This is a genomic window from Pseudomonas sp. D3-10, from assembly GCF_051132175.1.
Classification (GTDB): domain Bacteria; phylum Pseudomonadota; class Gammaproteobacteria; order Pseudomonadales; family Pseudomonadaceae; genus Aquipseudomonas.
Genome location: NZ_CP071668.1, coordinates 3,740,544 through 3,766,561 on the forward strand (window position 1 = coordinate 3,740,544; position 26,018 = coordinate 3,766,561).

At 60.4% G+C, this 26,018-nt stretch carries 22 protein-coding genes; 8 read left to right on the top strand and 14 right to left on the bottom strand.

The genetic code is table 11. The features are described 5' to 3' along the window. Nucleotides 1–3: 3 nt before the first annotated feature. A complete protein-coding gene (locus J3P90_RS16810; protein ID WP_434675074.1) occupies nucleotides 4–570 on the top strand; it encodes a CsiV family protein in 567 nt (188 codons plus the stop codon). An 11-nt stretch (nucleotides 571–581) separates the two neighbouring features. Continuing rightward, nucleotides 582–3,275, top strand: coding sequence for a DEAD/DEAH box helicase (locus J3P90_RS16815; RefSeq protein ID WP_434610580.1), 2,694 nt, complete (start codon nucleotides 582–584; stop codon nucleotides 3,273–3,275). A 66-nt stretch (nucleotides 3,276–3,341) separates the two neighbouring features. Here J3P90_RS16815 and J3P90_RS16820 read toward each other — a convergent pair whose 3' ends face one another. From J3P90_RS16820 to J3P90_RS16830, 3 genes are all read right to left on the bottom strand, one after another. Then, entirely contained in the window at nucleotides 3,342–4,082 is a 741-nt protein-coding gene (locus J3P90_RS16820; protein WP_434675075.1) for an S-methyl-5'-thioinosine phosphorylase, read from the bottom strand. Nucleotides 4,083–4,092: 10 nt separating this feature from the next. Next, nucleotides 4,093–5,103 (bottom strand): beta-N-acetylhexosaminidase, encoded by a 1,011-nt coding sequence (nagZ, locus tag J3P90_RS16825; protein ID WP_434675076.1) that lies wholly within the window; start codon nucleotides 5,101–5,103, stop codon nucleotides 4,093–4,095. A gap of 171 nt (nucleotides 5,104–5,274) precedes the next feature. Then, nucleotides 5,275–5,982, bottom strand: coding sequence for a TetR/AcrR family transcriptional regulator (locus J3P90_RS16830; RefSeq protein WP_420764679.1), 708 nt, complete (start codon nucleotides 5,980–5,982; stop codon nucleotides 5,275–5,277). Between the two features lie 240 nt (nucleotides 5,983–6,222). Here J3P90_RS16830 and lexA point away from each other — a divergent pair, with 240 nt between their 5' ends. After that, nucleotides 6,223–6,831, top strand: coding sequence for a transcriptional repressor LexA (gene lexA / locus J3P90_RS16835; RefSeq protein WP_420764680.1), 609 nt, complete (start codon nucleotides 6,223–6,225; stop codon nucleotides 6,829–6,831). A gap of 10 nt (nucleotides 6,832–6,841) precedes the next feature. Next, nucleotides 6,842–7,315: an SOS-induced cell division inhibitor SulA gene (gene sulA / locus J3P90_RS16840; protein ID WP_420764681.1), complete on the top strand. Its 474-nt coding sequence runs from the start codon at nucleotides 6,842–6,844 to the stop codon at nucleotides 7,313–7,315. 67 nt (nucleotides 7,316–7,382) lie between these two features. Here the strand turns inward: sulA and J3P90_RS16845 are convergent, their stop codons facing one another. The 7 genes from J3P90_RS16845 to J3P90_RS16875 form a co-directional block, all read right to left on the bottom strand. After that, on the bottom strand, nucleotides 7,383–7,616 hold the full coding sequence (locus J3P90_RS16845; protein WP_003183419.1) for a hypothetical protein: 234 nt from the start codon (nucleotides 7,614–7,616) through the stop codon (nucleotides 7,383–7,385). A 92-nt stretch (nucleotides 7,617–7,708) separates the two neighbouring features. Beyond that, the gene (locus J3P90_RS16850; RefSeq protein ID WP_434675077.1) at nucleotides 7,709–8,233 is read right to left on the bottom strand and encodes a DUF6586 family protein; all 525 of its coding nucleotides are present in this window, start codon (nucleotides 8,231–8,233) and stop codon (nucleotides 7,709–7,711) included. 222 nt (nucleotides 8,234–8,455) lie between these two features. Beyond that, nucleotides 8,456–11,068 (bottom strand): type I DNA topoisomerase, encoded by a 2,613-nt coding sequence (gene topA, locus J3P90_RS16855; protein WP_434675078.1) that lies wholly within the window; start codon nucleotides 11,066–11,068, stop codon nucleotides 8,456–8,458. Between the two features lie 115 nt (nucleotides 11,069–11,183). Further along, on the bottom strand, nucleotides 11,184–11,420 hold the full coding sequence (locus tag J3P90_RS16860) for a DUF1653 domain-containing protein (protein ID WP_420764684.1): 237 nt from the start codon (nucleotides 11,418–11,420) through the stop codon (nucleotides 11,184–11,186). Nucleotides 11,421–11,529: 109 nt separating this feature from the next. After that, on the bottom strand, nucleotides 11,530–12,705 hold the full coding sequence (gene fadA / locus J3P90_RS16865; protein WP_420764685.1) for an acetyl-CoA C-acyltransferase FadA: 1,176 nt from the start codon (nucleotides 12,703–12,705) through the stop codon (nucleotides 11,530–11,532). 30 nt (nucleotides 12,706–12,735) lie between these two features. Next, a complete protein-coding gene (gene fadB / locus J3P90_RS16870; protein WP_434675079.1) occupies nucleotides 12,736–14,883 on the bottom strand; it encodes a fatty acid oxidation complex subunit alpha FadB in 2,148 nt (715 codons plus the stop codon). A gap of 483 nt (nucleotides 14,884–15,366) precedes the next feature. Next, the gene (locus tag J3P90_RS16875) at nucleotides 15,367–15,804 is read right to left on the bottom strand and encodes a hypothetical protein (RefSeq protein WP_420764687.1); all 438 of its coding nucleotides are present in this window, start codon (nucleotides 15,802–15,804) and stop codon (nucleotides 15,367–15,369) included. Nucleotides 15,805–15,906: 102 nt separating this feature from the next. Here J3P90_RS16875 and J3P90_RS16880 point away from each other — a divergent pair, with 102 nt between their 5' ends. Continuing rightward, nucleotides 15,907–16,347: a universal stress protein gene (locus J3P90_RS16880; protein WP_420764688.1), complete on the top strand. Its 441-nt coding sequence runs from the start codon at nucleotides 15,907–15,909 to the stop codon at nucleotides 16,345–16,347. A gap of 107 nt (nucleotides 16,348–16,454) precedes the next feature. Here the strand turns inward: J3P90_RS16880 and J3P90_RS16885 are convergent, their stop codons facing one another. Continuing rightward, entirely contained in the window at nucleotides 16,455–18,374 is a 1,920-nt protein-coding gene (locus J3P90_RS16885) for an ATP-binding cassette domain-containing protein (protein ID WP_420764689.1), read from the bottom strand. A gap of 215 nt (nucleotides 18,375–18,589) precedes the next feature. Between J3P90_RS16885 and J3P90_RS16890 the strand changes: the two genes are divergently transcribed. After that, entirely contained in the window at nucleotides 18,590–20,518 is a 1,929-nt protein-coding gene (locus J3P90_RS16890; RefSeq protein WP_434675080.1) for a transglycosylase SLT domain-containing protein, read from the top strand. Nucleotides 20,519–20,647: 129 nt separating this feature from the next. On the opposite strand, the gene J3P90_RS16895 is transcribed toward J3P90_RS16890, so the two are convergent. Beyond that, nucleotides 20,648–22,456 (bottom strand): ABC transporter transmembrane domain-containing protein, encoded by a 1,809-nt coding sequence (locus tag J3P90_RS16895; RefSeq protein ID WP_434675081.1) that lies wholly within the window; start codon nucleotides 22,454–22,456, stop codon nucleotides 20,648–20,650. 218 nt (nucleotides 22,457–22,674) lie between these two features. On the opposite strand from J3P90_RS16895, the gene J3P90_RS16900 reads away from it, so the two are divergent. Beyond that, nucleotides 22,675–22,854 carry a PA1571 family protein gene (locus tag J3P90_RS16900; RefSeq protein WP_003199629.1) on the top strand — a complete coding sequence of 60 codons (180 nt, stop codon included), beginning with the start codon at nucleotides 22,675–22,677 and terminating at the stop codon, nucleotides 22,852–22,854. Nucleotides 22,855–22,916: 62 nt separating this feature from the next. On the opposite strand, the gene pdxB is transcribed toward J3P90_RS16900, so the two are convergent. Beyond that, on the bottom strand, nucleotides 22,917–24,059 hold the full coding sequence (gene pdxB / locus J3P90_RS16905) for a 4-phosphoerythronate dehydrogenase PdxB (RefSeq protein ID WP_434650520.1): 1,143 nt from the start codon (nucleotides 24,057–24,059) through the stop codon (nucleotides 22,917–22,919). Nucleotides 24,060–24,352: 293 nt separating this feature from the next. Between pdxB and J3P90_RS16910 the strand changes: the two genes are divergently transcribed. Further along, nucleotides 24,353–25,756, top strand: coding sequence for an MATE family efflux transporter (locus J3P90_RS16910; protein WP_434650518.1), 1,404 nt, complete (start codon nucleotides 24,353–24,355; stop codon nucleotides 25,754–25,756). Here J3P90_RS16910 and tusA read toward each other — a convergent pair. After that, nucleotides 25,753–26,004 (bottom strand): sulfurtransferase TusA, encoded by a 252-nt coding sequence (gene tusA, locus J3P90_RS16915; protein WP_434675082.1) that lies wholly within the window; start codon nucleotides 26,002–26,004, stop codon nucleotides 25,753–25,755. The genes J3P90_RS16910 and tusA overlap by 4 nt on opposite strands. Between the last annotated feature and the right edge of the window lie 14 nt (nucleotides 26,005–26,018).

Sequence of the window (26,018 nt, forward strand, 5' to 3'; positions counted from 1 at the left end):
CCAATGCGCCTGTTTCGCTCCTTGACGTTGTTGATGACGCTGATCGCTCCCCTGGCGGTTGCTGACGACTTGTACCAGGTTGAAATGATTCTGGTCCGCCAGAATGCCGAGCCGGCCATTATCAGCCGCGCCGCGCCGGAGGACTGGGACGCCGGCGCACAACGCCTGGGCGCGGACAGCCAGCGCACGCCGGCGATGGGCAACATCGTCGAGAAACTCAACGCCAGCGGTCAATACACCGTGCTGATGCACAAGGCCTGGCAACAGAACCTGGGCGAACAGGGCAGCAAGATTGCCGTCAGTGATGGCGCCGAGCAGTTCGGCCAGTTTCCCATCGAGGGCACCCTGGAACTGAAACTGGGCCGTTTCACTGACGTAGACGCCGACTTCTGGATCAACCAGATCGACGCCAATGGGCTGGTCACGGCCAGCGAGCGCTTGAAACAACAGAGCCATACCAAGAACGGCCAGCTGAACTTCCTCGATAACGGCCACCTTGGCTTGTTGATCAAGGTCACCTCGTTGACTGCGCCTGCGCCTCGGCAGGCACCTGACGTCATTCCAGACTGATCGGCGCGCCCATGCCCTCGCCCCTGAGCAAACCGCTGGCACCTTCCTGGGTCAATCGATTCAAGGAACAAAGCCTGGAGCGTGGGCGCCGATACGCGCTGGAAAACCGCGTGAGGGTCGTCGAGGCCGGCGACAGCACCATCATCGCCAGCTGCGAAGGCTCGGGCGGCAGCGTCTACCGTCAGACCATTCGCCTCAAGGAGTCAGCCAAAGGCACATTGATCCTGCTAGACGCCGCGTGCTCCTGCCCGGTGCGCATCAATTGCAAGCATTGCGCAGCGGTGCTGCTGCAAGTTCAGGAAACCCTGGCCTACCCGGCCGCCGAAAAAGACGCGCAATTGCTGGAAAAGCTCCAGGCAGTGCTGGACAACCGCAGCCCCAAGGCCCCGCCGCAAGTCCTGGTGGAAAACGTGCAGCCGGTGCCACGGCTTTGGCTGGCAAGTGTCGAGTTCAGCGCCTTCGAGCCGCGCAACGGCAAGATGCAGCGTTATATCCAGCACCGCGCCGCCTTGTCCTTCAGTTATCTGGACGAGTACGTCAGCGGCCAGCGCAACACCGACGTACTGATTCGCCAGGAAACCCAGACGCTGCGGATAAAACGCCAGATCGAAGTGGAACAGTCCTACCGCGAGCAGTTGCGAATTCTTGGATTCAAGGTTGCGACCCGACAAAGCAAGGCTCTACCGGAGAGCGCTGGCGAACTGTACGAAATGGTCAACGACAGCGCCTGGCTGACCTTTACCCTCAATGACCTGCCAAAGCTGCGCACCCAGGGTTGGGAATTGCAGATTGATGAAGACTTCGGCTTCGACCTGACGGCGGTGGATGAGTGGTACGCCACGGTCGATGAGACTCCGGAGCGTGACTGGTTCGACCTGGAGCTGGGCATCATCGTCAACGGCGAGCGACTGAGCCTGCTGCCTATCCTGTTGAACCTGATGCGCTCGCATATCGAGCTATTCAACCCGGAACGACTGGCCAGGCGCCGCGATGACGAACTTATCCTGGTTAACTTGCCGCACCGGCCCAACTCGGAATTCGGCCCTCAGCAAGTTGCCCTGCCGTACGGGCGGTTGAAGCCCGTGCTGGCGACCCTCGGCGAGTTCTACCTGCAAGAGCCCGGCACCACCAAACTGCGCCTCAACAGCGCCGATGCCCTGCGCCTGAACCCATTGCAGGACATGCCGCTGCGCTGGGAAGGTGGCGAGCACATACGCAGCCTGGCCCAACGCCTGCGGGACATCAAGGACTACACCGCCACCGCCCCGCAGGGCTTGAACGCCACGCTGCGACCCTACCAGCTCGAAGGTTTGAGCTGGATGCAATCGCTACGACAGCTGGAAGTAGGCGGGATTCTCGCGGACGACATGGGACTGGGCAAAACCCTACAGACCCTGGCGCACATTCTCAGCGAAAAAAACGCTGGGCGCCTGGACCGACCGTGCATGGTGGTGATGCCGACGAGCCTGATTCCCAACTGGCTCGACGAAGCCTCGCATTTCACTCCGCAGCTTAAGGTACTGGCGCTGTACGGTGCCGGGCGCAAGAAACACTTCGAGCGCCTGGCCGATTACGACTTGATCCTGACCACCTATGCGCTGCTTCCCAAGGATGTCGAACGCCTCAAGGCGCAGCCGCTGCATGTACTGATCCTGGATGAAGCCCAGTACATCAAGAACCCCACCAGCAAAGCCGCCCAAGCCGCCCGGGAACTCGATGCCAGGCAACGGTTGTGCCTGTCCGGTACACCACTGGAAAACCACCTTGGTGAACTCTGGTCGCTGTTTCACTTCCTGCTGCCGGGCTGGCTTGGCGACGTCAAAAGCTTCAATCGCGACTACCGCGTACCGATCGAAAAGCGCGGCAGCGACGTACGATTGCAACACCTGAACGGTCGGATAAAACCCTTCTTGCTGCGCCGTACCAAAGAGCAAGTGGCGACGGAGCTGCCACCCAAGACCGAAATCATCCATTGGGTGGAACTCAGCGACGCCCAGCGGGATGTCTACGAGACGATGCGCCTGGCGATGGACAAGAAGGTGCGCGACGAGATCACCCGCAAAGGCGTGGCGCGCAGCCAGATCATCATCCTGGAAGCGCTGCTCAAGCTGCGCCAGGTGTGCTGCGATTTGCGCCTGATCAGTGATGCCACCCTGCCCACCCGCGGCAGCACCTCGGGCAAGCTCGACAGCCTGATGGAAATGCTTGAGGAATTGTTCGAAGAAGGTCGGCGGGTGCTGCTGTTTTCACAGTTCACCTCCATGTTGGCGCTGATTGAAGATGAACTGAAAAAACGCGGCGTGGATTACGCCATCCTCACCGGCCAGACCCGAGACCGACGCACGCCAGTGAAGGAATTCCAAAGCGGCAAGCGTCAAATCTTTCTGATCAGCCTGAAGGCCGGCGGCGTGGGCCTGAACCTGACAGAAGCGGACACGGTGATTCACTACGATCCTTGGTGGAACCCCGCCACCGAAAACCAGGCAACCGACCGCGCCTATCGCATTGGCCAGGAAAAACCGGTGTTCGTGTACAAACTGATTGCCCGCGGCACGGTGGAAGAAAAGATCCAGCTGCTGCAAAAAGAAAAGTCTGACTTGGCGGCCGGCGTGCTGGATGGGCGTGTGGCTGGGGATTGGAAACTGCAGAATGAAGACATCGAGGCGCTATTTGCGCCGCTGCCGGACAAGCTGGAGAAGCGCTGAAACTCCTTGATTGTGGGAGCGAGCAGGCTCGCTCCCACAAGATCATTCTCCAATAAACCGGACTTTCTAGCCCGCCATCAACACCCGCGCCAGGGTCGACTTCACTTTACCCATTCCGTCATGCAGGGCCTGCTCGATCTCCGCCATGGTAATCACCGCAGTGGATTTGCCCGCCGCCGGGTTCACCACCAGCGCCAGGCAGGCGTAGTCCAGTTCCAGCTCACGGGCCAGCGCCGCCTCCGGCATGCCCGTCATACCGACGATATCGCAGCCATCGCGCTCCAGGCGTGCGATTTCGGCCACGGTTTCCAGGCGCGGCCCCTGCGTGCAGGCATAGACACCGTGACTGCTATAGCCGCAGCCTTCGGCAGCCAGGGCCGCAATCAATTGCTGGCGCAGCGATTCCGTGTAGGGGTAGCTGAAATCAATGTGGGTCACCGCCTCCAGGTCATCGGCGAAATACGTATGCTGGCGACCGCTGGTGTAATCGATCAACTGGTGGGGCACGCAAAAATGACCGGTGCCCATCGCGGCGTGGATCCCGCCGACGGCGTTGACCGCCAGGACCGCCTCGGCGCCCGCCTGCTTCAGCGCCCAGAGATTGGCGCGATAGTTGACCTGATGCGGCGGGAAACGGTGGGGATGGCCATGGCGTGCCAGAAACAACACCTCACGCTCGGCGTATTCGCCGATCTGCACCTCGGCTGATGGCGCGCCGTAGGGCGTCTCCACCGCCAGGGATTGGCGAATGGTCAGGCCTTCCAGCTGGGTCAGGCCGGTGCCGCCGATAATTGCGTAAACAGTCATCGAAACATCCTTAATCAATCAGTTGAGCGGCTTTCAACGCGCCGATCGCTGTCAACCAGCGCGGATCCTGACGGTACTCGGTACTGGCGAAGGCCTGGCCACGCATACGGGCAATCCGCGCCGACGGCGTGACCTTCAGGCGCTGGGCAGCGCTCAAGGCGAGCTCGGCGGCCGCGCGGTCGTTGCAGACCAGCCCCATGTCGCAGCCCGCGGTCAAGGCAGCCTCGATCCGACTGGCGGCATCGCCGACCACGTGGGCGCCGGCCATCGAAAGATCATCGCTGAAGATCACTCCATCAAACTGCAACTCGCCGCGCAGGACGTCTTGCAGCCAACGACGGGAGAACCCTGCCGGGCTGGCATCCACCTGGGGATAAATGACATGGGCGGGCATGACGGCCGCCAGCTTCTTGCTCAGCTTGGTAAACGGTACCAGGTCGCAGGCTCGGATCTGTTCGAGACTGCGTTCGTCAGTAGGAATGGCGACATGGGAGTCTGCCTCGGCCCAGCCATGCCCCGGAAAATGCTTGCCTGTGGCCGCCATTCCCGCGGCGTTCATGCCACGGATAAACGCACCTGCCAGCAGTGTGGCGCGCTCGGGGTCGCCTTCGAAGGCACGACTTCCTACCACCGCGCTGCGTTGGTAATCGAGGTCCAGCACGGGGGCGAAACTCAAATCGAGGCCGACCGCCAGCACTTCGGTGGCCATGATCCAGCCGCACTGCTCGGCCAAGTACTCGGCGTTCGGGTTATCGGCTATGGCCCGCATCGCCGGCAGACGCACGAAGCCTTGGCGCAGGCGTTGCACCCGGCCGCCCTCCTGGTCGACCGCCAACAACAGATCGGGGCTAATGGCCCGGATCGAGGCGCTCAGCTCGCGCACCTGGCGGGGATGCTCGATATTGCGGGCAAAAATGATCAGTCCACCCACTTCGGGCTGACGCAACAGATGGCGATCTTCAGCCGTCAGCCAGGTTCCGGCGACGTCCACCATCAACGAGCCTTGAAGGGCACCAGTCATAACAGTTCCTTTTAATAACGAGGGACGCGCGCGATGCTGCATCCGCCCCGGCACCGCCAGGCTGAAGGGCCGGCAGACCGCGCGGGCGAAGAATATTGAGACGAATTCAAAAGGAGAATCGGCATGGGCGGCTAGCTTAGCGGATGTAGCCATCCGCGCCCACCCGTGTGCCTATGCCTTGGCGAGCGCCGGCGTCGATTTGCTGCGCGGACGCAGCTGCGCGGCCGCCATTGCTTCATCGGTGACGCCGCTTTCGGCGCGCATGCCCGCTGCCAGGAACGGCACCATCAGGCGCATCACCTGCTCGATCGACGTATTCACGCCGAAGTCGGTCTCGGCGATAGCCCGCAGCGCCTTGATGCCCGACATGCTGAATGCCGCGGCACCGAGCATGAAATGCACGCGCCAGAACAATTCGATAGGTGGTATGCGCGGCGCGGCTTCGTTGACCAGCAGCATGTAGCGACGGAACACCTTGCCGTACATGTCTTCGAGATAGCGCCGCAAGTGCCCTTGGCTCTGGCTGAATGCCAGGCCCAGCAGACGCATGAATATGGAGAGGTCGTTACCGCTGCGTGGCTGGACCACGAGGGCTTGTTCGACCAGGATCTCGAGCAGCTCTTCCAGAGTGGGCTTGACGTCAGGCTTGGCCTGGCGACGCTCCAGCTCGCGATCGAGGCTGATACAGAACGGCCCGAGGAAGCGCGAAAATACCGCTTGGATCAGGGCTTTTTTCGAGCCGAAATGGTAGTTCACCGCCGCCAGGTTCACCCCGGCCTTGCTGGTAATCAGACGCAAAGAGGTTTCGGCGAAACCTTTTTCCGCGAACAATTGCTCGGCAGCATCGAGAATGCGTTCAACGGTTTCCGACTGGGCCATGGCTACTCCGCCTGACAAACACTTGTTTGAAACATACGTTTCAGCCTGGGGCTTGTCAAGCCTGTCGGGGCATTTTGCGAACGTCCGGTCAGGTATTTAACCACACCTTTGGCGAGCTGTAGCACAGTCCCTGCCAGCAGTTCCATCCACCGTCTGGCAGCCTGGCGAAAAAGGAGGATTGCCAACTGACCCGTACTGTATATAATCCCAGTCACTGTATAAAAAGACAGAGCGATCGATATGCTAAAGCTGACGCCACGCCAAGCAGAGATTCTGGCCTTCATCAAACGCTGCCTAGAAGACAACGGCTATCCGCCGACCCGTGCGGAAATCGCTCAGGAACTGGGTTTCAAATCCCCCAACGCGGCTGAAGAGCACCTCAAGGCGCTGGCCCGCAAGGGTGCAATAGAAATGACGCCCGGAGCATCCCGGGGGATTCGCATCCCCGGCTTCGAAGCCAAGGCCGACGACACCACCCTGCCTATCATCGGGCGCGTGGCCGCCGGCGCGCCTATCCTCGCCCAGCAGCACGTCGAGGAGTCTTGCAATATCAATCCTTCGTTCTTTCACCCGAGGGCCGATTATCTTCTGCGCGTGCACGGTATGAGTATGAAGGACATCGGTATCTTCGATGGCGATCTCCTGGCTGTCCACACCACCCGTGAAGCCCGTAACGGCCAGGTCGTGGTGGCGCGGATCGGCGATGAAGTCACCGTCAAGCGCTTCAAGCGCGAGGGCAGCAAGGTCTGGTTGATCGCCGAGAACCCGGAATTCGCCCCCATCGAAGTGGACCTGAAAGACCAGGACCTGGTCATCGAAGGCTTGAGCGTTGGCGTCATTCGCCGCTAAAGGAGGCTTTATGCAATTTCCTCATACACCACAGCACACACAACTTCCGCTGTTCGAGGCATTCATGGCCCAACCGCTGGTTCCAGTCCTGAACGAGGTCATCGAGTCGCCCTGGAGCGTCGAACCCGAAGCCTTCAGCGAGCTGTCGTTGCGTGGTGCGGCGGGAAATTGCCTGAACCTGCTAGCGCCGATCCTGAGAGAACTGAGCCAGGACCAGGACGCTCGCTGGCTTACGCTGATCGCACCACCGGCCAGCGTAACGCAGGCTTGGTTGCGAGACGCTGGTCTCAATCGCGAGCGAATCCTGCTATTGCAGCCGCGCGGCAGCCAGAGCGCCCAGCAGTTGACCTGCGAAGCGTTGCGCCTGGGGCGCAGTCATACGGTGGTCAGCTGGCTCAATCCCTTGACCGCGACCGCGCGTCAGCAATTGATCAGCGCCGCGCGCACCGGCGATGCACAAAGCCTGAATATTCGATTGGGATAAACGCAGGGCTTCTCCAGGACAGAGAAGCCAGACCAGTCACATTACTTCAAAAGCCGACAAACGGGGATCAATGTAGAACCCGCGGCCCCTCTTCCTTGTTGAATTCGCCTTCAACCAGGCGACCTGCCATCTGGACACCCACGCTGAGCATCGCCTTGGCGACCTCGACATGTTGGCCCTGAAGAAACACCTTGGCATCCTCGGAGAAGTTCAGGGTAACCAGCGAACCCTCGTCTTCAGCCCGGCGCAGCTCAATGCGACCATCAGGAAGTTCGACAATTTCTAGAAAGGACGTAGGCATAAAAGTCTGTTCTCCACGAAAGGCGGGGATTATATAGTCATCGGCCAGGCTTCGCTCAGGATCTTGACCAAGCGTTACCGACGGCCATCACGTCAGCATTCGTTCAAGCCGTCACGGAACCGAATCGCCAGGCTTTTGAGATTCTGACGCCAGCTCTCCAACTCTTCCCGACTCAGCTCTGGCTCTGGTTCCTGCTCGTCAAGATTGACCGCGACAATCAACGGCTGGGTAACATCACCCTTCGGTTTACGCGGGGCCCGTGGCGGCTGGAATAACGCGGCATGACCCTCCAGCAACTTGGCCAGCCAGGTCTCGCGGTTCTGCGCCAACTCGACCATTTCCGCCAGCTCGGGAATCGCAAGGCTGTCCAGTACTTCTGGCATCAGCATCAGTTCGGCCCGTGACGCATTCGCCTGGGGCAAGCGATAGAACCCGGCAATTTCGTGGCAAAGACCCAGCAAGGCGCCGTACAAATGAAACAGCACGGATTCACGCCCAGCCTGGACCAGCGCGGGAGCATTCATGGCGCGCCCATCCTCTGCCCTGGCAAGCGCTTCGAGCGACAGGCCGGCAAAATAAATCTTCTGATTGGTACGGGTGTAGAGTTCGTGGGCCATGGCGGCATTCTCCCCAACGAAATAAAAGCGTCACGCAGGTGCGACAGTGTCGTGGATCAACCGAAGCTACTGCAAGCCAAAAACTGAAAGGCCGCATGAAAACCCAAGGGTTGTCATGCGGCCTTTTGCTTACGCGGCGTTTAGAACAACGACTGAATCGCCCAGCGGGAGCAAGCTCCCTCGCCACGAGGATCGCGCAGATTCAAATCCTTTCGCCATCAATCAGCGCTTGTCTTCAACGGTCCACTTGCCACCGTCGTAGAACGCTTTCCAACCGGTAGGCTTGCCGTCAACCTCGGTCTGCACGTATTGCTCCTTGGTCTTGCGGCTGTAGCGGATCACCGCTGGGCGGCCATCCGGATCCTTCTGCGGCGCGTCGCAGAGGAAATGATACTTTGGATCGATCTCATCCTTGTGCGGCAAGATCTCGATCACCAGCGGCGCCCGAGTCTCGCGATTTTTCGGAAACTGGCTGGCTGCCAGGAACAGGCCGGATGCACCATCACGAAGGATGTAGGTGTCGTTTACCTTCTCGCACTTGAGCTCGGGCATCTTCACCGGATCCATCTTCGGCGGCGCCGCGTCACCGCTCTTGAGCAGCTTGCGGGTGTTCTTGCAGGTCGGATTGGTGCAACCGAAGAACTTGCCGAAACGGCCGGTTTTCAGCTGCATTTCGCTGCCACACTTGTCGCATTCCAGGCTCGGACCTTCGTAGCCCTTGATGCGATAGGTGCCCTCTTCGATCTCGTAGCCGGCACAATCAGGATTGTTACCGCAGATGTGCAGCTTGCGCTTTTCATCCAGCAGGTAAGCATCCATCGCTGTGCTGCAGATAGGGCAACGGTGTTTGCCGCGCAGCACCAGGGACTCCGACTCACCTTCGTCGTCCGCGGCGATTTCGTCGCCTGGCACCAGGTTGACCGTCGCCTTGCAGCGCTCCTTCGGCGGCAGGCTGTAGCCCGAGCAACCCAGGAATACACCGGTCGACGCGGTACGGATCTGCATCGGACGCCCGCAGGTCTGGCATGGAATATCGGTCATGACCGGCTGGTTCGCCCGCATGCCGCTTTCCGGACTTTCGGCCACTTCCAGTTTTTTCTTGAAGTCGCCGTAGAACTCGTCGAGTACGTTTTTCCAGTCCCGCTCACCCTGGGCCACGTCGTCCAGGTTCTCTTCCATGCCAGCGGTGAAGCCGTAGTCCATCAGGTTCGAGAAACTCTCGGACAAGCGCTCGGTGACGATGTCCCCCATCTTTTCCGAATAGAAGCGACGGTTGTGCAGCGTCACGTAGCCGCGATCCTGGATGGTGGAAATGATCGCCGCATAGGTCGAAGGACGACCGATGCCACGCTTTTCCATCTCCTTGACCAGGCTGGCCTCGGAATACCGTGCCGGCGGCTTGGTGAAGTGCTGGGTCAGATCCAGCTTGATCAGCTTCATCACGTCGCCCTGGGCCATGTCCGGCAGGACGTCATCGTCCCCCGGCTTGGTGATCTGCGGCATGACGCGGGTATAGCCGTCGAACTTCAGGATACGGCCCTTGGCGCGCAGCTCGAAATCGCCAGCACCGACGCTGACCGTGGTCGACAGGTATTGCGCAGGTAGCATCTGGCATGCCAGGAACTGGCGCCAGATCAGCTCGTAGAGACGCTCGGCGTCGCGTTCCATGCCCGACAGCTTGCTTGGCTCGGTATTGGCGTCGGAAGGACGAATCGCTTCGTGAGCCTCCTGGGCGCCTTCCTTGCTGCTGTACACGTTCGGCGTATCCGGCAGGTACTTCTTGCCAAACTCGCTTTCTATATAAGTACGCGCCATCGCCACGGCATCGGCCGAGAGATTGGTCGAGTCGGTACGCATGTACGTGATGTAGCCCGCTTCGTACAGACGCTGGGCCATCATCATGGTCTTCTTCACACCGAAGCCCAGGCGGTTGCTCGCCGCCTGCTGCAAGGTGGACGTAATGAAGGGCGCCGACGGCTTGCTGCTGGTGGGCTTGTCTTCGCGCTTGACGATGCTGTAGCTGGAAGCCTTGAGCTTCTCCAGCGCTGCCATGGCCTGGGCTTCATTGAGCGGCTTGAAGGCTTCGCCTTTCTCGCGAGCCACTTCGAAACGCACGGTAGCGCCCTTGGCGGTACCGAGATCAGCATGGACTTCCCAATATTCTTCGGGATTGAACGCACGGATTTCCCGCTCGCGCTCCACCACCAGCTTTACCGCCACCGACTGCACACGACCGGCCGACAGGCCACGGGCGATCTTGGCCCACAACAATGGCGAGACCATGTAGCCCACGACGCGGTCAAGGAAGCGACGCGCCTGTTGGGCATTGACCCGGTCGATGTCCAGCTCGCCCGGCTGGGAGAAGGCTTCCTGGATAGCCTTCTTGGTGATCTCGTTGAACACCACGCGCTTGTAGCGGCTGTCATCCCCACCGATGGCTTCGCGCAGGTGCCAGGCGATGGCTTCCCCTTCGCGGTCCAAGTCCGTCGCGAGATAAATGGTGTCGGCGTCCTTGGCGAGCCGACGCAGTTCTTCGATGACCTTTTCCTTGCCCGGAAGGATCTCGTACTTGGCTTTCCAGCCGTGCTCCGGATCGACTCCCATGCGTGAGACCAGCTGCTTGCGCGCCTTGTCTTTCGGCGACAGCGCCGGCGCTTCACCAGCGGCCGCCTTGCCGCGCTTGGCGGCTGGCTCCTTGCTGGCGCTAGCCGAACCGCTGGTGGGCAGGTCTCGGATATGGCCGATACTCGACTTCACCACGTATTGGTTGCCCAGATACTTGTTGATGGTCTTGGCCTTAGCCGGGGATTCCACAATGACCAGCGATTTGCCCATGGATCAGAAAATTCCTGAATTCTAAAAAGTGAAAGGCGGTTGGCGCCTGACGCGGCACCGCTATATATAGTGGCTGCAAGGTGAGGTCAAGGGCGGGGTCGCCCTCACACTGGCCTCAAGACTTGGAAAAGATGCTCTCCTCGACCTGCACCAAAGCAAAGCGCGGCACCTGTTCGCCGTCAACTTCGACAGACTCCTGGAACATGCTCAACGGACGCACCCAAAAGCCGTAATCGCCATACAGGGCTTGATAGAAGACCACTTCTTCCTCGGTCTCGGAATGCCGCGCAACGCTGAATACGCGGTACTGCGGACCTTTGTAATGTTGGTAGAGCCCAGGTTGTATCGGCATGCGTTGGCCCTCACTCAAATTTTTTCAAAATAAAAACAAAATCTTTCTTTTACTAAACCCGAAAAACAAAAACCGGGGCACTTGGCCCCGGCTTCCATCAACGCAACGCTTAGACGCGTTCGAAGACAGTGGCGATGCCCTGGCCGAGGCCAATGCACATGGTGGACACCCCTAAAGTGCCGCCGTTCTGCTTCATGACGTTGAGCAGCGTGCCAGAGATACGCGCACCAGAGCAACCGAACGGGTGACCCAGGGCGATCGCGCCGCCGTGCAGGTTAACCTTCTCGTTCATCTTGTCGAGTACTTTCAAATCTTTCAGCACAGGCAGCGCCTGTGCGGCGAAAGCTTCGTTGAGCTCGAAGAAGTCGATATCGGAAATGCTCAGGCCCGCGCGCTTCAAGGCTTTCTGCGTAGCCGGTACTGGACCATAGCCCATGATCGCCGGGTCCACACCCGCGACAGCCATCGAACGAATCACGGCCATCGGCTGGATGCCCAGGTCCTGGGCACGCTGGGCCGACATCACGATCATGCACGAGGCACCGTCGGTGATCTGCGACGAAGTACCCGCCGTCACGGTGCCGCCCTTAGGATTGAAGGCCGGCTTCAAGGTCGCCAGGCTTTCCAGGGTGGTTTCCGGACGAATGGTTTCGTCGTAGTCGAACAGTTTCAAGAAGCCGTTCTCGTCGTAGCCCTGCATCGGGATGATTTCATCCTTGAACTTGCCTTCCACCGTCGCCTTGTGGGCGAGCTGGTGGGAGCGCACGCCAAAGGCGTCCTGCTGTTCGCGGGTGATGCCATGCATCTTGCCGAGCATTTCCGCGGTCAGGCCCATCATGCCCGAGGCTTTTGCCGCGTACAGCGACATGTGCGGGTTCGGATCGACACCGTGCATCATGCTCACGTGGCCCATGTGCTCGACACCGCCGACCACGAACACATCACCGTTACCGGTCATGATCGCCTGGGCGGCGGTGTGCAGCGCGCTCATGGACGAACCGCACAGGCGGCTGACCGTCTGGCCGGCAGCGGTGTGAGGGATCTGGGTCATCAGCGAAGCCATGCGGGCGATGTTCCAGCCCTGCTCCAGGGTCTGGTTCACGCAGCCCCAGATCACGTCCTCGACTTCGTTGGGGTCGACCTTGACGTTGCGCTCCAGCAGTTTGCTGATCAGGTGCGCCGACATGTCTTCGGCGCGAGTGTTGCGGTGCATGCCGCCCTTGGAGCGGCCCATCGGCGTACGACCGAAGTCGACAATCACGACGTCTCTAGGATTCAAGCTCATAAATGTTCTCTCGCTCTAGTCGTTGGGCGCTTAACCGAAGAAACGCTGGCCGTTCTTGGCCATTTCACGCAGCTTCGCGGTCGGGTGGTACAACGCGCCCAGATCAGCGTACTGGTCAGCCAGGGCAACGAACTCGGCCACACCGATCGAATCGATGTAGCGCAGCGCACCGCCACGGAATGGAGGGAAACCGATGCCGTAGACCAGACCCATGTCGGCTTCGGCGGCGGTTTCGACAATGCCGTCTTCCAGGCAACGCACGGTTTCCAGGCACAGCGGGATCATCATCCAGTTGATGATGTCCTCGTCGGTGACTTCGCGCTGCTCGTAGACGATCGGCTTGAGCACTTCCAGCACCGACGAATCGGCGACTTTCTTCTGCTTGCCGCGCTTGTCGGTCTCGTAGGCGTAGAAGCCCTTGCCGTTCTTCTGTCCCAGGCGCTTGGCTTCGTAGAGCACGTCGACGGCGGAACGACGGTCGTCTTTCATGCGGTCCGGGAAGCCTTCAGCCATGACGTCGCGACCGTGGTGGCCGGTGTCGATGCCGACCACGTCCATCAGGTACGCCGGGCCCATCGGCCAGCCGAATTTTTCCATGATCTTGTCGATGCGCACGAAGTCCACACCGGCACTGACCAGCTTGGCGAAACCGCCGAAGTACGGAAACAGCACGCGGTTGACCAAAAAGCCCGGGCAATCGTTGACGACGATCGGGTTCTTGCCCATTTTTTTGGCGTAAGCCACGGTGGTGGCAATCGCCTCCTCGCTGGATTTCTCGCCACGGATCACTTCCACCAGGGGCATCATGTGCACCGGGTTGAAGAAATGCATGCCGACGAAGTTTTCCGGACGCTTGAGGGCTTTGGCCAGCAGCGAAATGGAAATGGTCGAGGTGTTCGACGCGAGGATGGTGTCCTCTTTGACCTTGTCTTCGACTTCAGCCAGAACCGCCTGCTTGACCTTCGGGTTCTCGACAACCGCTTCGACCACCAGGTCGACGTGGCCGAAATCGCCGTAGGACAACGTCGGACGAATGCCATTGAGCACTTCGGCCATCTTCGCGGCGGTCATGCGACCTTTGTCGACGCGACCGACCAGCAGCTTGGCGGCTTCGGCCAACCCCTGCTCGATGCCGTGTTCATTGATGTCCTTCATCAGGATCGGCGTGCCCTTGGACGCCGACTGATAGGCGATGCCGCCACCCATGATGCCGGCGCCGAGCACGGCGGCCTGTTTCACGTCACGGGCAATTTCGTCGTAGGCCTTGGCCTTTTTCTTCAGCTCCTGATCATTGAGGAACAGACCGATCAGGCTCTGGGCGGCAGACGTCTTGGCCAGTTTCACGAAACCGGCGGCTTCGACTTCCAAGGCTTTGTCGCGACCGAAATTCGCGGCTTTCTGGATGGTCTTGATCGCCTCGACCGGCGCCGGGTAGTTCGGGCCCGCCTGGCCGGCGACGAAACCTTTGGCGGTCTCGAAGGCCATCATCTGTTCGATGGCGTTGAGCTTGAGTTTTTCCAGCTTCGGCTGGCGCTTGGCCTTGTAGTCAAACTCGCCGCTGATGGCGCGCTTGACGGTTTCAAGGGCCGCCTCCAGAAGCTTGCCGGGTTCGACCACCGCATCCACGGCGCCGACTTTCAGCGCGTCTTCGGCACGGTTTTCCTTGCCAGCGGCAATCCACTCGATAGCGTTGTCAGCACCGATCAGGCGCGGCAGGCGCACGGTGCCGCCGAAACCCGGGTAGATGCCCAACTTGACTTCCGGCAGGCCGATTTTGGCCGCGGCGGACATGACGCGGTAGTCCGCCGCCAGGCACATTTCCAGGCCGCCACCCAGCGCGATGCCGTTGATGGCCGCGACGGTTGGTACGTTGAGGTCTTCAAAGTCGCTGAAGATACGGTTGGCTTCGAGGTTGCCAGCGATCAGTTCGGCATCGGGCAGCTTGAAGTTGTCGACGAATTCGGTGATGTCGGCGCCGACGATGAACACGTCCTTGCCACTGCTGACGATCACACCCTTGATCGACGCATCTGCCTTGATAGTGTCCACGGCCTGACGCAATTCATTCAGGGTTAGACGGTTGAACTTGTTGACGGACTCACCCTTGAGGTCGAATTTCAGTTCGACGATGCCACTTTCAAGAGCCTTAACCGTGATGGCTTTACCTTCGTAAATCATCAACTGATCTCCACGATATGGAAGCTGAACAGTACACGTTGGACGCTGGCCCTGGCTCCACATGGACATAACCGCCGATGCTACGCCAATCGCCAGACACACCCGTCAACGCGATAGTCGGGTTCTGTAGGAACGTTCTGAAAATACAAACGCTCAATTCATACGCCCGTTTGATTTGGGTACGTCACCTTCACGGAATTTCCGACAATTGTCAATCGCCCTAAACAGGCGTTTGAACGGGACTCCGCAGTCATTACCGTACCGCCTGGATCCGTAACACGACCTTGCATGAGCGACCATTCATAGAATCAATCATTAGAAAAGTCGCCCTAATTCCAGGCGCACCGGATTCAACCGACTAAGCTGGTGACAATATGATTGAGTACGCGGGGAACAGGACGTTTCGAAGCACGCCCTGGAAAGAATGGTTTTACCGGCCTGCCTGGCCAACCCGCCCGATGATGCTGTCGGGCTTTTTTACGCTCAGGCCAACGCCTTTAATACGGCAGAAATGTCCTGCAAAACACTGGCTTCGCCTTTCTCTCCCCAATACAGGGCGATCATTTGCCGGTCGGCCTCGACCTTATAGACATTGGCTGGCAATGCTCGGAAGTGGCCGAGCAACGCTTCATCCTGGCACACCTCCTGCCATTGGTTGACCCACACCCCTGGAGCCTTTTGCCAATAACTCCAGCTGGCCGGCTGGCTGCCCCGCCGGGCTCGGTGGTACTGCGCACAGGGGTTTGGTGGCTGCTGGCCAAGCCAATGGGGCCAGTCTTGCGGGGTCAATCGCATGGCCAGCCCGAGGCGTCGCGCCTCCATGCGAAGGGCTATACGCCCGCTCTGTGCGCGGGACGGTCGCAACCATGCCAGGGGGCTTAATACCACCAACAGGATTGACACCACTATCCAGACCGTCATATCTGTACTCCCGAATTCTGATGAGCCCATTGACCTGTATCGCCATCAATGCGCTTGAAACCAGCCATACTTACCGTATCGCCATTCTCTGGAGTGCTTTTCATGTACTACGAACACATCCTGGTCGCCGTCGACCTTACTGAAGAATGCGATCCCGTCGTCAAGCGAGCCCTCGCCCTTTGCGAAGGGCGGGACAACAAACTGTCGCTGGTGCATATCGTCGAGCCGATGGCGATGGCCTTCGGCGGTGACGTTCCGATGGATCTTTCCCAGTTGCAACAGCAGCAGTTCGACCAGGCCAAGGAACGCCTTGACCGATTGATCGTGAAATACCCCGCCTTGAAAAAGGAAAATAGCCACCTGACCTATGGCCAGCCGCGCCAGGAGATCCATCACCTGGCCAAGGAGCAAGGCTGCGACCTGATCGTGGTCGGCAGCCATGGCCGCCATGGCCTGGCGTTGCTGCTGGGCTCTACCGCCAACGACGTGCTGCATGGCGCGCCTTGCGATGTGCTGGCGGTGCACCTGGTCAAGCGCACCTGACCCTGGACCTTCGGGAGCGAGCAAGCTGGCTCCCACAAGGGATTGCGTTTCAAATAAAAAAATCCCGGCGTTCATTGCTGAATGCCGGGAATCTTCTCAACAGCGGATCAAGCGTCCAGCTCAGCCCAACGCTCGACCAGCGCATCCAGCTCAGCCTGCAACTGTTCCAGATGCGCGATTACCTTGGCGGTTTCGGCCGCGGGACGCTGGTAGAAGCCGGCATCAGCCATCTCGGCCTCCACCGCGGCGATCTGCTGCTCCTTCGCGTCGATATCACCTGGCAAGGCTTCCAGTTCACGCTGCAGCTTGTAGCTGAGCTTTTTCTTGGTCGGAGCCGGTGCGGCAGCGGCGGCAACCGGCGCCGGCTCGGCCTTGACGACCGCGGAGTTCAAGTCGGCCTTGCCTGATTTGCTCTCTGTCACACCCAGCAGGCGCGGCGAGCCGCCTTGGCGTAGCCAATCCTGATAACCACCGACATATTCGCGAACCAGCCCCTCGCCTTCGAACACCAACGTGCTAGTGACCACGTTATCGAGGAAGGCCCGATCGTGGCTGACCATCAGCACAGTGCCGTTGAACGTCAACAACACTTCTTCCAGCAGCTCGAGGGTTTCCACGTCCAAGTCGTTGGTTGGTTCGTCGAGCACCAGCAGGTTCGCCGGCTTGCTGAACAACTTGGCCAGCAGCAGCCGTGCCCGCTCACCACCAGACAGCGCTTTCACCGGCGTACGGGCGCGCTGTGGGCTGAACAGGAAGTCGCCGAGGTAACTCAATACGTGGCGGCTCTGGCCATCGATTTCGATGAAGTCGCGGCCTTCGGCGACGTTGTCGATCACGGTTTTTTCCAAGTCCAACTGATGGCGCAACTGGTCGAAATAGGCGACGTCGATCTTTGTCCCCTCCTCCACTTTGCCGCTGGTCGGCACCAGGCCGCCAAGCATCAGCTTGAGCAGGGTCGTCTTGCCGGTACCGTTGGCGCCAAGCAGGCCGATCCGGTCACCGCGCTGCAGGACCATGGAGAAATCCTTGATCAGGAACGGGCCGCCCGGATGGGCGAAACTGACATCTTCCAGCACCATGACCTGCTTGCCCGACTTGTCGGCCGTCTCGAGCTGGATATTGGCCTTGCCGGTGCGCTCGCGACGTTCGCTACGCTCCACGCGCAATGCCTTGAGGGCGCGCACACGGCCTTCGTTACGAGTCCGTCGGGCCTTGATGCCCTGGCGGATCCACACTTCTTCCTGGGCCAGGCGCTTGTCGAACAAGGCGTTGGCGGTTTCTTCCGCCGCCAGCACCGCTTCCTTGTGCACCAGGAAACTGGCGTAGTCGCCGTTCCAATCGATCAGGCCGCCACGATCCAGTTCGAGGATGCGGGTCGCCAGGTTCTGCAGGAAGGAACGGTCGTGCGTGATGAACAGAACCGCCCCCTGGAAATCCTTCAGCGCTTCTTCAAGCCAGGCGATGGCACCGATGTCCAGGTGGTTGGTCGGTTCGTCGAGCAGCAAAAGGTCTGGTTCGGACACGAGGGCCTGGGCCAGCAGGACCCGACGACGCCAGCCGCCGGACAGCTCGGCCAAGGTCTTGTCAGCCGGGAGTTGCAGGCGGCTCAAGGTGCTATCGACCAATTGCTGCAGGCGCCAGCCATCACGGGCCTCGAGGTCGTGCTGCACATGCATCAACTTGTCCAGGTCGGCATCGGTGACGATGTTCTGGCTCAGGTGGTGATATTCGGCCAGCAGCGCGCCGACACCGTCCAGGCCTTCGGCAACCACGTCGAACACGGTCCGCTCGTCGGCTACCGGCAGCTCTTGTGGCAGCTCGCCGATTTTCAGCCCGGGCGCACGCCAGACGGAGCCGTCATCGGGCTTCTGATCCCCCTTGACCAGCTTCATCATGCTGGACTTGCCAGTGCCGTTGCGGCCGATGATGCACACCCGCTCTCCACGGGCGATCTGCCAGGACACCTTGTCCAACAACGGCATCGCGCCGAAAGCAAGGGACACATCGCTGAATTTGAGCAGGGTCATGAGCTTCTCCAAAAACCGGGCGCGCATTCTACCTGAGAAGAGACCTCAAAAGTCCGTCAATTTCGTCGTCGAAGCACTCTGTACTACAAATGTTGCGAAGTTGTGCCAACAGTCCCGCAAAGCTTTCGCCGGTTGCTGGCAAAAGGCTAAGCTACAGGCAAGTTACCCTGGGTTTCTCCTTGGGCTTGTCATGTTTATCTTTGCCCGGACGTATCATGCGCAGTCGCCTTTTCAGTGTTTTATCTTGTTTGTTTGTATGTGCCACTGCCGTTCAAACCGCCCATGCGGTGGATATTTCCACCCAGCGCCAGTACTACGACGAGGCCAAGCGTGCTCTGGCCAAAGGCGATTCCGCTCCCTACTTTCGCTACAGCCAGGCCCTGCGCGATTATCCGCTGGAACCGTACCTGGCCTATGACGAACTGACTGCGCGACTCAAGAGCGCGAGCAACGCCGAAATCGAAAAATTCCTCGCCGAACATGGCGACCTGCCCCAGGCCAACTGGATGAAGTTGCGCTGGTTGCGCTGGTTGGCCGAACGTGGCGACTGGGCAACCTTCGTCAAGTATTACGATCCCAAGCTCAACTTCACCGAGCTGGATTGCCTCAACGCTCAATATCAACTGAGCCATGGCCTTAAGGCCGAAGGTTATGCCAACGCCGAGAAACTATGGCTTACCGGTAAATCCCAGCCGACGGCTTGCGACGCGCTGTTCGGCATGTGGGCCGCACAAGGCCAGTTGACCGAGCAGAAACGCTGGGAGCGCGCGAAACTGGCGGCCCAGGCACGCAACTATCCGCTGGCCAATAGCCTGGTCAGCGGCCTGACCACCCTTGCCCCCCGAGGCAAGCTGTTGGTTGACGTCGCGCAAAAGCCCGAACTGCTCAACCAGCCTTCGCGCTTCATGCCCGCCGATGAGCCCATGTCCGATGTCGTCAGTCTTGGCCTGCGCCGCCTGGCCCGCCAGGACCCGGAAAAAGCCATGTCATTGCTGAAGGGCTATGCCAGCACCATGCGTTTCTCTCGGGACGAGAAGGTCGCCATCGCCCGGGAAATCGGCCTGACCCTGGCCAAGCGCTTCGATAGCCGCGCCCTGGATGTCATGACCAAATATGACCCGGAGCTTCGGGACGACACCGTATCGGAGTGGCGCTTGCGCCTGCTCCTGCGCCTCGCCCGCTGGGACGACGCCTACCAACTGACCCGCCGGCTGCCCGAATCGCTGGCGAGCACCAATCGCTGGCGCTACTGGCAGGCCCGTAGCCTGGAATTGGCGCAGCCACAGAACCCCGAAGCGCTGACGCTCTACAAGCATCTGGCTCGCGAGCGTGATTTCTACGGTTTCCTGGCCGCCGACCGGTCCCAGTCACCGTATTCGCTGGTGAACAAGCCGCTGCCCATGAGCCAGGCGCTGATCAACAAAGTCCGCAATACACCGGGCATACGTCGGGCGCTGGAATTCCACGCGCGTGGTCAAATCGTCGACGGACGCCGCGAGTGGTATCACGTCAGCCGCCATTTCAGCCGGGACGAAATGGTCGCCCAGGCGAAACTGGCCTACGACCTCAAGTGGTATTTCCCAGCCATCCGCACCATCAGCCAGGCCAAATACTGGGATGACTTGGATATCCGTTTCCCGATGGCCTACCGCGACACGCTGGTGCGAGAAGCCAAGATCCGCGGCTTGCACCCTAGCTGGGCGTTCGCCATCACCCGGCAGGAAAGTGCGTTCATGGACGACGCCCGCTCCGGTGTCGGTGCCAGCGGCCTCATGCAATTGATGCCGGCCACGGCCAAGGAAACCGCGCGCAAATTCAATATTCCCCTGGCATCACCGCAGCAAGTCTTCAACCCGGACAAGAATATCCAGCTGGGCGCGGCGTACCTGAGCCAGGTGCACAGCCAGTTCAACGGCAACCGCGTCCTCGCCTCCGCCGCCTACAACGCCGGCCCCGGTCGCGTGCGCCAATGGTTGCGCGGTGCAGACCACCTGAGCTTCGACGTCTGGGTCGAAAGCATCCCCTTCGACGAAACCCGCCAATACGTGCAGAACGTGTTGTCGTACTCGGTCATCTACGGCCAGAAGCTCAACTTGCCGCAACCGCTGGTGGACTGGCATGAGCGGTATTTTGATGATCAGTGAGTGGAAGCCCCATCCTTGAGAAAACTGTGGGAGTAAGCCTGCTCGCCAAGCGATAGACCGGCGACTTTAGGGTTGACTGTCGCACCGCTTTCGCGAGCAGGCTCGCTCCCACAATAGCTTGGCTCGAGCTCAGCTTTGCGACTCATCCTGCTGACTGAACTGCAACGCTGCCAACCGCGCATACAGCGCATTGCTTGCAACCAGTTCCTGATGGCTACCCACCGCAACCACCTTGCCTTGGTCCATCACCGCAATCCGGTCGGCGTTTTTCACCGTGGCCAGGCGATGGGCGATGACCAAGGTGGTACGGTTCTTCATCAGGCTGGGCAAGGCTTGCTGGATCAGGTGTTCACTTTGCGCGTCGAGGGCGCTGGTGGCTTCGTCCAGTAGCAGGATTGGCGCGTCCACCAGCAGGGCCCGGGCGATCGCCAGGCGTTGGCGCTGGCCGCCGGACAGTCCAAGGCCGCCATCGCCCAGGTGGGTCTGGTAGCCGTCAGGCATTTTTTCTATGAAATCATGGGCGTGGGCAATCTGCGCAGCCTCGCGTACCTGCTCGAATGTTGCTTGGGGATTGCCGTAGCGAAGATTTTCTTCGACCGTGCCGAAAAACAGTGCCGGGTTTTGAGAAACCAGGGCGAAATGACGACGCAGGTCCAAAGGGTCGACCGAGGTCAACGGCACGTCGTCGATCAGGATCCGCCCTTGCACCGGATCGTAGAAGCGCAGCAGCAGGTCATACACCGTTGACTTGCCCGCGCCGGATGGCCCGACGAGGGCCAGGGTTTCGCCGGCCTTGATGCTCAGGTCGAGGCCATCGACCGCATAGCTGTCCGGTCGGGAGGGGTAGGAAAAACGCACGCCTTCAAGGCGCAGGTCACCCCGCACTCGCTCCGGCAACGTCACCAGCCCTGTGACCGGTGGCTGGATAATGTTCTGCGAACGCAGCAACTCGGCAATGCGTTCCGCGGCGCCCGCTGCCCGTTGCAGCTCGCCGATCACTTCGCTGAGGGTGCCAAAGGCGCTGCCAACGATCAGGCTGTAGAACACGAACGCCGCGAGTTCGCCGCCGGAAATCCGCCCGGCGATCACATCCATGCCGCCGACCCAGAGCATCACCCCTACCGCACCCAGCACCAGCACGATCACCAGGGTGATCAACCAGGCCCGCTGGGCGATGCGCTTGCGGGCGGTGTCGAAGGCTTGCTCCACCGTCACGGAAAAACGTTGTTCATCTTGGACCTGGTGGTTGTAGGCCTGCACGGTCTTGATCTGGCCGAGGGTTTCGGAGACGTAGCTGCCGACGTCGGCGATGCGGTCCTGGCTCTGGCGCGACAAGCTGCGCACCCGTCGCCCGAACACCAGGATCGGCGCCAGGACCAATGGCAGGGCAATGACCACGATACTGGTCAACTTGGGGTTGGTGAAAAACAGCAGCACAATGCCACCAATCACCATCAAGGCGTTGCGCAGGAACAACGACAGCGACGAACCAATCACCGATTGCAGCAGAGTCGTATCGGCGGTCAGGCGTGACTGGATTTCCGAACTGCGATTGTTCTCGTAGAAGCCCGGGTGCAGATACACCAGGTGATTGAAGACCTGCCGCCGGATATCGGCCACCACCCGCTCACCGATCCATGACACGAGATAAAAGCGTGCAAACGTACCGATAGCCAGGCCCACCACCAGCACCATGAACAGGCCAATGGACTGATTGAGCAGATGCGGCGAACGGGTCATGAAGCCTTGGTCCACCAGCAGGCGGATCCCTTGGCCCATGGACAACGTGATACCGGCCGTGACAATCAGGGCCAGCAAAGCACCGGCGACCTGTTTGCGGTAAGGGGCGATGAAGCCGCTGGCCAGGCGTATTGCGCGGCGATGTCGTGAAGAAAGCATCGAGAGTGTCCGATAATGGAACAGGAAAAGATTGGCCATCAGTACCGAAACGCAGCGGAACCAAGTGGAATCGAAATGAGTCAGGTTAAATATGACCGCCGAGACTAATGCCTAGATGTTATCGGTCTAACGTCTGGCTGGAAACGCGAGTGTGTTTCTGGTTGAGTGGAGCTGTCGTCATGGACCTTCAAGGAGTGTCATGGCTCGGTCACCTGACGACATTACAATAGGCACGCAACCTGATGAGGAGACAGGCCATGTCCTTGCAACACAGCAGCGACGACAAGATTCAAGTAATCCGCACGCAACCGGACCAGTCCCTGGGCTGCTCGTTCATCGATGCCCAAGGGCGCGAAGTACCGATCACCGAAGACATGATCCAGAAAGCCTGCAGCGAGCTGGAGAAACGACTGGTCAAACCTGCCGAACAAAAGTGATACAGCCCGTCTTCAATTGAACCCGACCTTGATGTCGGGTTTTTTATGCCTGTTCACCGGGCTTAAACGATAGTAGCTCCCAAGGCCGTCACGATCTGCTGCAAGGCCGTCGACTGCCCTTCGATACGCACCTTCAAGCTGTCGATCTCCCGGCGTGGCGGGTAATGCTTGCGCAACGCATCAAACGCACTGCGCTGCTCACTCACCGTACCGATCAAGCTGCGGCGAAAATCCGCATCGTCGCGGCGCGGGTCGTACACGCTCCGGCACAACACCGCCAGCGCCCAGGCCGGGTCGGTATCGGCATCCAGCGTGATGCCCCCGAGCCAAGGCCGGGGTAACAAGTCGGCCAGATCGACTTCGGCGGGCCGCCCAAGAAAATCGCACAGGGCCTGGTAGATCTGCGCCGTGCCGCGCTGGCGACCGTCAAGGCTGTAGCCGGCAATGTGCGGGGTGGCGATCACGCAGAGGTCGGCCAGGTCCACGTCCACCGTCGGCTCCTGCTCCCAGACATCAAGCACCGCCTGGAGGTCTTCGCGCTCCAACAGCACCTCGCGCAACGCCGAGTTATCGATGACCGGGCCGCGCGCGGCGTTGATCAGCCAGGTGCCAGGCTTCAGGCTGTTCAAGCGATGCTCATCAAAAAGGTGCCAAGTCACGTGCTCACCCGTGCGAGCCAATGGCGTGTGCAGGCTGATGACGTCGCATTCCTCGATGATCTGCTCCAGGCTCACGTAGTCGCCGCCTTCGGCAGCGTGGCGAGGCGGGTCGCAGACTTTCACAGCCCAGCCCAGGCCCTTGAGCACCTCGATCAACCGCCCACCTACCTGCCCCGCGCCGACCACGCCAAACGTGCGCTGCGCAAGATCCGCGCCTTCGATCTCAGCCAGGGCCATAAGGCTGCCCAGTACGTAATCCACCACGCCACGGGCATTGCAGCCAGGCGCGCTGGCCCAGCGGATGCCGGCCTCGGCAAAATAATCCAGGTCCAGGTGATCAGTGCCAATGGTGCAAGTGCCGACGAAGCGCACCTTGCTGCCTTCCAGCAGGGCTCGATTGACCTGGCTGACCGACCGTACCAACAGCACATCGGCCTGCTCTACCAATGCCCGGTCAATGCCCCGCCCCGGCACCCGGCGGATCTCACCGAAACCTTGGAAAAATGCATCGAGCAGGGGAATGTTTTCGTCGGCGACGATCAGCATGGCAGAGCTCCTTTGGCGGGACGGGCAGTGTAGGCGTTCCTCGCCTCGATGAGCCAGCCCATTACTTCAGTGAACCCGTTTGTGGCGAGGAAGCTTGCTCCCGCTGGCCTGCGAAGCGGGCCCAAAAGGCAGGCGACTGCTGCGCAGTCGAGCGGGAGCAAGCGCCCTCGCCCCAACAGCATTCGTACGACTAAGCGAGCGATTACAAATCCACAACACAGGTTTTTTCCTGACCACTGCGTCAAGGCGTAGAATCCGCCGCCTTGCGTTTATCTTTTTCGGATGCTTGCCTCGTGAATCCTGCAATCGACACTCCTTCCGTCCTCTCTCGCCCCGCCCGGGTTCGCCTGGAGCTCAAGACGCTGCTCGCCCTCGCCTTGCCGATCATGGTGGCGCAATTGGCGACCACTGCCATGGGTTTTGTCGATGCGGTGATGGCCGGGCGGGTCGGCCCGCGGGACCTCGCCGCAGTGGCGCTGGGTAATTCGATCTGGGTGCCGGTATTCCTGTTGATGACCGGCACGCTGCTGGCCACTACGCCAAAAGTTGCCCAGCGTTTCGGGGCCGGCACGTTCGAACAGATTGGCCCCTTGGTGCGCCAGGCATTGTGGTTGGCCCTCGCGGTGGGGCTGGCCGCGACATTGGCGCTGTTCAGCGCCGAGCCGATCCTGCATGTGATGCACGTCGATCCCGAATTGATCGGCCCTTGCATGGAATACCTGCGGGGTATAGGCACCGGGCTCCCGGCAGTGGCGCTCTATTACGTGCTGCGCTGTTTCAGCGACGGCCTGGGGCGCACGCGACCGGCCATGGTGCTGGGGCTGTGCGGACTGGCGCTGAACATTCCGCTCAATTACATCTTCATCTACGGGCACCTGGGCGTCCCGGCCATGGGCGGGGTTGGCTGCGGCTGGGCCACCGCCATCGTGATGTGGTTCATGGCAGCGGGCATGGCGATCTGGACGTATCGGGCCCCAATCTATCAATCGAGCCGTCTGTTCGCCCGTTTCGACTGGCCGCAATGGTCGATGATCAAGCGCCTGCTGGGCATTGGCCTGCCGATTGGCATCGCGGTGTTTGCCGAGTCGAGCATCTTTGCGGTGATCGCCCTGCTGATCGGCAGCCTCGGCGCCACGGTGGTGGCCGGGCACCAGATCGCGCTGAACTTCAGCTCGCTGGTGTTCATGATCCCCTACTCCCTGGGCATGGCCGTGACGGTACGGGTAGGCCAGGCGCTGGGGCGTGGCCAGCCTCGAGAGGCGCGCTTCGCCGCGGGCGTCGGCATGGGCACGGCCCTGGCGTACGCGTGCCTGTCAGCGAGCGTGATGTTCGCGCTGCGCGGCCCCATCGCAGCGATCTACACAGCCGATCCGCGGGTGATCGAGGTCGCATCGATGCTGATCGTCTACGCGGCGCTGTTCCAGTTTTCCGATGCGATCCAGGTCACGGCGGCCGGCGCATTGCGCGGCTACCAGGACACCCGGGTGACGATGATCCTGACGCTCTTCGCTTACTGGGGCATCGGCTTGCCGGTGGGTTACGCCCTGGGCCTGACCGACAGGCTCGGCACCGCCAGTGGCCCAAGCGGATTATGGCAAGGCTTGATCGTGGGGTTGAGCTGCGCGGCGCTGATGCTGTCGATTCGCCTGGCACGCAGCGCGCGAGGGCAGATCCGCATCAGCCGTGCGACGGGTTAGGCGAGTTTCTTGCGGATCCAGTAGAGGTAGGTGCCGGCGTTCTCTTGCTGGGCCACCAGCTCATGGTCCAGAAACACGCAGAACTTAGGGATGTCGCGGCGAGTCGAGGGGTCGGTGGCGATGACTTTGAGCAGGCCACCTGGGGCCAGGTCGCGGATATGCTGGTGCAACATCATTACCGGTTCCGGGCAATTCAGACCAGTGGCATCCAGCGTGCCGTCGATTGGCGTGTCGTTCATTTCACTCATGATCTACTCCTGAA